This is a genomic window from Sphingobacterium sp. UBA1897 (assembly GCF_002337775.1).
Lineage (GTDB): Bacteria > Bacteroidota > Bacteroidia > Sphingobacteriales > Sphingobacteriaceae > Sphingobacterium > Sphingobacterium siyangense.
On sequence record NZ_DDGR01000007.1, the window covers coordinates 455135 to 463556 of the forward strand.

The 8422-nt window shown below is 40.4% G+C and carries 4 protein-coding genes; 2 read left to right on the forward strand and 2 right to left on the reverse strand.

Annotated elements, in window-relative coordinates; genetic code table 11:
* Nucleotide 1 precedes the first annotated feature (1 nt).
* Entirely contained in the window at nucleotides 2-1570 is a 1569-nt protein-coding gene (locus B4N43_RS07210) for a RagB/SusD family nutrient uptake outer membrane protein (RefSeq protein WP_145329469.1), read from the reverse strand.
* 27 nt (nucleotides 1571-1597) lie between these two features.
* Nucleotides 1598-4687 carry a SusC/RagA family TonB-linked outer membrane protein gene (locus B4N43_RS07215; protein ID WP_286733787.1) on the reverse strand — a complete coding sequence of 1030 codons (3090 nt, stop codon included), beginning with the start codon at nucleotides 4685-4687 and terminating at the stop codon, nucleotides 1598-1600.
* Nucleotides 4688-5014: 327 nt separating this feature from the next.
* Here B4N43_RS07215 and B4N43_RS07220 point away from each other — a divergent pair, with 327 nt between their 5' ends.
* Together B4N43_RS07220 and B4N43_RS07225 are read left to right on the forward strand one after the other, a co-directional pair.
* Nucleotides 5015-7900: a helix-turn-helix and ligand-binding sensor domain-containing protein gene (locus B4N43_RS07220; protein WP_286733789.1), complete on the forward strand. Its 2886-nt coding sequence runs from the start codon at nucleotides 5015-5017 to the stop codon at nucleotides 7898-7900.
* A gap of 265 nt (nucleotides 7901-8165) precedes the next feature.
* Nucleotides 8166-8417, forward strand: coding sequence for a carboxypeptidase-like regulatory domain-containing protein (locus B4N43_RS07225; RefSeq protein WP_286733790.1), 252 nt, complete (start codon nucleotides 8166-8168; stop codon nucleotides 8415-8417).
* Nucleotides 8418-8422 lie beyond the last annotated feature (5 nt).

Here is an 8422-nt window from a genome sequence, read left to right on the forward strand (position 1 = left end):
TTTAGAAACCTGGTGTTTGTTTAAAATTGTCATTACCTAAACTTTTGGCCATATCTACCTCAGATTGAGGCACTGGCCATAAGGTATCTCTGGCCATGAATAACCGTGAAGCTCCATCGGGATCCTTGGTTTTATCCATCACCTCTTTGATCATCCCCCAGCGTTTCAAGTCAAAATAACGTTGCCCTTCCAAAGCCAATTCAATCCTCCGTTCATGACGGATAATATCGCGGAATTCATTTTTTGTCAAGGAACCGCTAAACTCTAAGAGCGGCATTTTCACATCAGCCCTGGATCTTACCTTATTCAACGCGTCTACAGCTGTCTGATCAGGCCCGGCACTTTCATTTTTCGCTTCTGCGTACATCAATAAAATATCTGCATAACGTAAGAATACCCAATCCTGATCACTTTGTGTCGCGTAACTGGTTGGCCATTTCGATTCGTTGATATATTTTCTCGGTAAAAAACCACCCAAAACCCCTTCGGCAACCGGATCAAAAGCTGAAGATGCAGTGGTACCTCTCCATACACCGCGGTACATGATTGTCGACTTCAACCGTGGATCTCTATTTTCGTAAGGATTTTTAGCATCGTAAACCGTCGATTCCTTAATATCTTTTCCATCGATGGCATAATAAGAATCCACCAGATACCCCAACGGTTGTATTGTCTTCAGATAAGAATACATCATATCTGCTGGGCTATACATATTGGGCGGTAAAAATCGAGCGGAGAACATGATTTCGGGATTGTTATTTTGTCCAGGTTTTCGGAACAGATCACGGTAACCACCCTGATAGATCGAAAACTTGTTTTCATCCATAACAATCTTCGCTGTTGCCGCTGCCTCGGCCCATTTTTTTGAAGTCAACAACACCTTTGTTTTGTAGCCTAATGCAGCTCCCCTCACAGCATGCCCCTTATATCCTGTATTTGGCAGTTTTTCACTCGCGTAATCTAAATCTGCTAAAATCGCTTCGATAACGTTGGTTTTAGGTGTTCTACCCAACCGAATACTCGCATCGTCCATACCTAGGGGTTCTAAAGTCAATGGCACATCACCGTACAGATTGGTCAACAAAAAGTAGTAATGGGCCCGGATAAAACGAGCCTCTGCTTTATATCGGTCACGGTCCTGCTGGCTCATGCTTGTAATGCGGTCAATATTGGCAATCAATTTATTACATGCAGCAATGGCCTGATACGAAATCTCATACCCCTCAGATTGCATTCCGCCTGTTGTCGAGGAGATTCCAGATCGCGAAATAATATTGAAGTTATTGGAGGTACTGGACACAAAGGCATCGTCTGAAAGCCCATCCCAAAACATACTTGCTCCACCCCAACCACCGCGTGCATTGGATGAAGACGTCGAATTGTATCCTCGGCAAAGAAATTCATAACAGCCCGATAGTGCCAAATCAGCATCAGTCTGCGTTTTCCAGAAGGTTGATTCCGAAATTTTATCCGTTGGGTTTTTATTTAAAAAATCTTTTGTACAACTACCTAGTGAAGCTAAGGCAGCTAAGCTTAGGTATAGATATGTTTTTTTTACGCTATTTTTCATCTTTAATTTTTTTTAGTTACCACTAGATTAGAATGTGATGCTCGCTCCAAATGCGAATACTTTATTCTGAGGATGAGTCACATAACGCCCTGAAGTTGCACCACCGCTTGATGAAACGCCACGTTCGGGATCTAAACCGGGGAACTTGGAGAATGTGACCAGGTTATCCGCCGCAAAATAGATGCGAAGGCCAGAAATACCAGCTTTGGACAAGGTGCTCTGTGGAATAGAATAGCCTACCTGAATATTTTTAAGACGCAAGAACGATCCATCTTTTAAAAAGAAAGTCGACGCAGTCCGTACGTTATTTGCGGCAGGGGTATTTTCAGCACCGACTATTGGAAGCGATGCATTGGGGTTTTCTGGAGTCCAAGCATCCATCCAGTCGCGGGTGAATGTACCACCTTGCCTGAAAGGAACTATTCCCCACTCACTTACAAATATTTTTTGTCCCTGAGAACCGAAGAAAAAGGCTGTAAAATCAAAATTCTTCCAAACAGCCGTCGCATTAAAGGAATAATCGAAATCTGGATAAGCGCCCGGCACGACAATACGATCATTATTGTCCACAACTTTATCGCCATTTACATCGGCAAATTTCAGATAACCCGGTTGCGCTGGAATCTGTTGCACCGGAGAGGCTGCCACCTCTTCCTTCGAACGGAATATACCCGTGTTCTCCAAAAGATAAAAACTACCATAAGGTAAACCTTCCCGGATAATGGTATTGCCCGAGATACGTTCGGCTCCATATTTCATCACCTTATTGCGATTGGCCTGAATATTTCCATTGAGGGTCAGCGATACCTCTCCAATTTTATCACGGTACTGAAGACCGAGTTCTATACCTCTGTTACGCAATTCACCATAGTTTACGGTCGGTGCAGTCAGCCCAATGTAAGAAGGGAAAGCCGTAGATGCGGATAAAATATCTGATGTTACTTTGTTATACCAATCGAAAGAAGCGGTCAATTTGTTGTTCCATAGCCCGAAGTCCACACCGAAATCCAGGACTTTGGTACTCTCCCATTTGATCCTGTCATTAGCCATGGCTACCTGCCGAGCCCCCTGTTGGAGTGTTTCATCAAAAGGATAAGCAAAAGAAGAATTGTAAACAATCTGATAAGGATAGTTACCAATATTCTGATTACCCAGTGTTCCAATAGAGGCTCTTAATTTTAGTTCATTAACAACTTCTTTCAATTTCGGCCCATAAAAGGTCTCATCCGAAACTTTCCAACCTCCGGATATTGAAGGGAAAAATGCCCATTTTCTATTTTCAGGGAAACGTGAAGACGCATCATAACGTGCATTACCTTCGAGTAGATACTTGCCTTTGTAGTCGTAGTTTAATCGACCATAGTAAGACCTTAATGACCATTCATTGGTTACACCGTTATTAGACTGTTGACCGGCTCCGCCACCATCAAGCTCAAGCAAATCATTGTTGGGAAACTGCAACCTACTTCCGAACAATTTTTGTGTTTTATTATATTCTGCCTGGGTTCCTGCCAGCACTTTCATGTTATGATTTCCAAAAGACTTATCGTAAGTCAGTTGTGTATAGCCCACCGGGTACACATTGTTGTCGTCCGTTACTTCTAATCCTTGACCACCTACATCAAGCTGTCTGGCGGGTAGGTCATCAGGTTTGGCGAACCACATGTATTGATTAATCACAGGTTTGTTTGTATAGTTTTTTGTAAAGCCATAGGTCAACCCGCCGCTAGTCTTCCAATCCAGTCCATCCAATATTTTCACATTTAAAAAAATATTGCCTTGCATAAAATAATTGTTCAGTCTTGTAAATGCATTTTCAGCAACTGCAACAGGGTTTTTATTTGGGGACTGAAAAGGATATGCCCTAGACGTATAACGACCACTACCATCTGGTAATACAGGTCCATAAAGTGGTGATTGACTAATGGTAGACAAAAACTGATCTTCACTACCGTTTCTAGGGTATTTCCGATCGCCATAATTCAAGGTAATACTTGAACCGAAACTTATCCGATCATTGATTTTAGAGCCTAGGTTAAGTTGTAGATTATACTTTTTAAAAGAAGTCCCGATCATAATATCAGGTTGATTGACGTAGCCCAGTATGACGTTGTAATTTGTTCCCCCTGCACCACCACTTAAGCTTAAATTGTGCGTCTGTACCGGGACTGTTCTAAAGACAGCATCTAACCAGTTAAAATCGGGATATAATTTTTTATCTGTTGCATTTTTGTAGGCATCAATCATCTCCTGGCTAAAAGAAGCATTTGGATTTGTGACACCGGAGTTTTTATTTGCCTGATTATACAGAGTCATATAATCAACGGAATTATACACGAGGTCTGGAAGAGCTGAGGCTTTGGTAATTCCGACATTATAATCGTAGCTCAGTTGTGTTTTTCCAGCTTTACCCTGTTTTGTCGTCACAAGAATAACCCCATTTGCTGCTCTTGCCCCATAGATAGCGGCTGAGGCAGCATCTTTCAATACGGTGATATTCTCGATTGCTTGAGGATTTAAATTTTCCAAACTCCCGGGAATACCATCTACGATAACCAATGGCGCAGACGAAGCCCCATACGACCCCAATCCCCTTACCTGGAGATTCACATTTTCATTCCCTGCTTCTCCTGATCCTTGGGTAACACGAAGTCCGGGCATGCGACCTTGAAGTAATTGTGTTGGATTTGTAGCGATACGTTTGTTAAGCACCTTTCCATCGACAGCAGCAACAGCACCGGTTAAATTACTTTTTTTCTGGGTACCATAGCCTACAACAACCACTTCGTCAATCAGACTACTGGACTCCTGGAGCACGAGATTAATGTGATCTTTCTTATTGACCTGGACTTCGGCCTTCTCTTTGCCTACCAGCGAAAATATCAGGACATCAATATCTCGCGCAAGAATCTGATAATTGCCGGCCCCATCGGTTACAGTGCCGTTTTTCACCCCCTTTATCTGTACTGTAACCCCCGCAAGAGGCTCGCCTGTTGAGGAGCTTACTTTTCCGGATATCTTTATTTGCGATTGGGCAAGCACCACTGGTGCAGACATGCTCATCAACGAAAATAAAAGTAACCCCTTCCCTACCGTTTTGGTTATCGGTGTTATCATAGTTGTTTTGGTTTATTTGGTTATTTAACGAAGTAAATGAACTCAAATATCAAAAATCGTTCACAGCAAAAGGAGTATTTTTTGTTCAAATAGGTGGAATAAATAGCTTCATTCCTGATTTTCAACACGATTAAATGGTTTTTTAAACCAAATAAAAATAAACCTCCTGGCTTCTTCTAATTTTTCTTCCATCAATCCGTCGGTTCAGCTCCAAAATAAGATGGAGATCTGCCAGAGCTACCAGCGCTCCGTACGACGAGGGAGATTATCAATTCTGCGATAAAATCGATATATTGTCCCCAAAATCAGTTTAAAGTGAGGGAGTCGATGACAACAAAAAAATATAGTAACGTCTATATCTTTTGGTTTTGCAGCATTTTATTTTTTTTAATGCACTCTGGCTATTGCCAGACAATCATACCTACAGGAACACCTTTTGTAAAACAATACAAAAAAGACCAATACAAGGCCGGAAATCAGAACTGGTCTTTGGCAGTCGATAAAGATGGTCGCATCTATAGTGCAAATACCGAAGGGCTGTTACAATTTGACGGACAATACTGGCGTATCTTTCCACTACCAAATCACTCAACAGTCCGAAGTGTTGCAATAGGTAAAGACGGAAAGATTTACACAGGTGGAAGAGGTGAATTTGGCTATTGGACTTCCAAACCTTTCGGAAACTTGACCTATCATAGTATCTCTAAACTTGTGCAGGACAAGACCTATTTTCCAAACGAAGAAATCTGGAAAATCATTGTTGAGGACCAACGGGTATTTTTTCATACATTTTCCAAATCCTATATTTGGGAAAACAATCGTATACGGCAACTAACGGCTAAAGGTGAACCTTTTTTATTTCCACATCAGCTCAATAACACGCTATTTTTCGAACAGCTGCCAAGTGGTCTGCATGAATTTAAACAGGATAAATTAATCCCTGTAAAAGGAAAAGATGTCTTGAAAGATAAAAATGTACTTGCCATCTTACCTTTCGACGCAACGACCTCGCTTATTGCTACTTCGCGAAACGGTCTTTACCTGATGAAAGCCGATGGTTCCATCCTACCCTGGCCTGTTCCGGCAAACCAGCTCTTGAGCCAATCACAAATCAACAATGGTTTATACCTCTATGACGGACAATACGCTTTTGGCACCATCCAAAACGGTGTTATTGTCATCAATAAAAATGGTCAGGTCATTCAGCATATCAATAAAAACAATGGTCTCCAAAACAATACCGTACTCAGTATTGTGAAGGACAATCAGAAGAATATCTGGGTGGGGCTTGATAATGGTATAGACCGCATTGAAATCAACTCTCCATTATCATTTTATACTGATTTTGTTGGAAAAATTGGTACGGTTTATACATCAATTATCTATCAGGGAAAAATCTATCTTGGAACCAATAAGGGATTATTCTCAAGCGAATGGAAGGGATTAAACAATTATAATTCGTTAAATTTTTCTCAGATTCCAAATTCAAACGGTCAGGTATGGACCTTAGCCATATTTGGCGATGAACTTATCTGTGGACATAATGATGGAACCTTCAAATTGGTTAATGGGCGACTCGAGAAGATTTCACAGATCACTGGCGGCTGGATATTCAAGCCTATTTTTGGAACAAAAAATATTCTTCAAGGAAACTATACGGGCCTATCGAAATTTAGCTTCGATGGTATACACCTTCAGTTCGTCCAGCAATTCGCGGGCGTTAAAGAACCCGTTCGATTTTTGGCGCAAAAAGATAACCATACCTTTTGGATTGGCGATTGGGGACAGATACAACTACTCGGATTTGATGCGAATTTCCAACAGGCAAATATTTTATTTTCCTCCAAACAGGACAGTATCGCTTCAAAGAGGCAATTTACGGGGATTTACACATTAGAAAATAATCTTGTATTTGCGACGGACAGCGGATTTCTCCAATTCGACAATATTGTAAAAAGATTCAGCTATGCCGATGAATTAAACACAGCATTAGGCACCTATAAAAATTCAAATAAGGTCATACCGATCAATACAAACAGCTACTGGTTTATTCAGAAGACAAAAATTGCTAAAGTAGATTTTGATAGTAAGGGCAAACTTCATATTGACTCCAATCTGCTCAGTCCCTTACAGGATCGAATGATGAATAACTATGAAAACATTCTCCCTATTGAAAACCAATACTATCTCATCGGTTTAGATGATGGATTTGCAATCTATCGTCATTCCGATAAATCACAAAAATATAGGTTGCCACTTCCACAAATAGCACAACTCATCAACTTGACAACAGGACAGGTTATTATTCCAGATTCAGCGTTCAAACTATCATCATCGGACAATAATCTTAGAATTAGCTTTTCAAGTCCATATTATTCGTCATCACCGATTCAATACCAATATTATCTCGAAGGTTACTCGGACAATTGGTCCGAATGGAGTGAAACTGCCTATCAAGATTTCACGAATCTACCTTATGGAAAATTTCAAATTAAAATAAGGGCGAAGGACAATATGGGCTTGGTTTCGGAAATTCAAACGTTTTCCTTTACTATTCGGTATCCATGGTACCTTTCTTGGTGGGCAAAGGTATTTTATACACTGGTGCTGATAACACTCATCTATTTAGCATATATATTTAGTCTTCAGCGGGAGCGCAAGCGTCAGTTTCAAATACGGCGAAAATGGTTGGAAGAGAAAAAGATTGCTTTGGAACGCGAAACCGAGCAAAAAGAAAAGGACTGGATCAAACTTAAAAACCAGCAATTAGAAGATCAGCTTCAATTAAAAAATAAAGAACTGGCCAATGCAGCACTCAATATCGTTTACAAAAATGAAATGTTGAACAATTTACACGACGAGCTTAAACAGCTTAAAGATGCTGATGGCAACAAACTAAGTTCGGATGAATTGAAAAAAATAAACAAGCTCATTGATGATGCCCATAATGACGATCGTGACTGGCATATTTTTGAAAGAAGCTTTAACGAATCACATGAGAATTTTTTCAAGAAATTGAAACAAGAGTTTCCTGATCTTGTCCCCAATGACCTTAAACTATGCGCCTACTTAAGGCTCAATATGTCGAGTAAGGAAATTGCCTCATTGCTTAACATTAGTACACGCGGTGTCGAGATTAGACGCTATCGATTACGTAAAAAGTTAGGCATTCCCACAGACAAAAACCTCTCTGAATTCCTGATGGAACGTTAAATTCCCATCACAAACACTACATCATTACCACACACGAGCTTTAGTGTATAAAACACACTAAAGCTCGTGTTATTTCGTTTAAAAATACAATCTAAAAAACTGACTATCAAAAACATAAAATACAAAAAAAGGTAAGCTGAGCAAGCTGAAATTTCATGTAGTAGTGATGTGAAAATGTTAAATTTTGGCAAAGTTGTACTACATCAACATATTTGCTTCAGGGAAATAACCAACGTATTTTAAACAAACACCAAAAATTAACGATATGAGGAATCTATCCGCATTATTTTTGACATCCATGGTCGTATCTGTTGCCTATGGACAAACTTCCATACAAGGAGTGGTCAAAGATGGCTCAAGCATGATCTCCATGCCAGGCGTCACCATCAGTATTAAAGGGAAAGCAGTCGCTACAAAAACCGACGCAACGGGGAAATTTCAAATCAACGCCTCTCCTACCGACTCATTGGTCTTTAACTTTCTGGGTTATCGCACACAAACTATGCTGCTCCCCTAAAACTA

Coding starts and splice junctions, on each gene's coding strand:
- B4N43_RS07210 (WP_145329469.1), bottom strand. CDS start 1,570: ATGAAAAATAGCGTAAAAAAAACATATCTATACCTAAGCTTAGCTGCC.
- B4N43_RS07215 (WP_286733787.1), bottom strand. CDS start 4,687: ATGATAACACCGATAACCAAAACGGTAGGGAAGGGGTTACTTTTATTT.
- B4N43_RS07220 (WP_286733789.1), top strand. CDS start 5,015: ATGACAACAAAAAAATATAGTAACGTCTATATCTTTTGGTTTTGCAGC.
- B4N43_RS07225 (WP_286733790.1), top strand. CDS start 8,166: ATGAGGAATCTATCCGCATTATTTTTGACATCCATGGTCGTATCTGTT.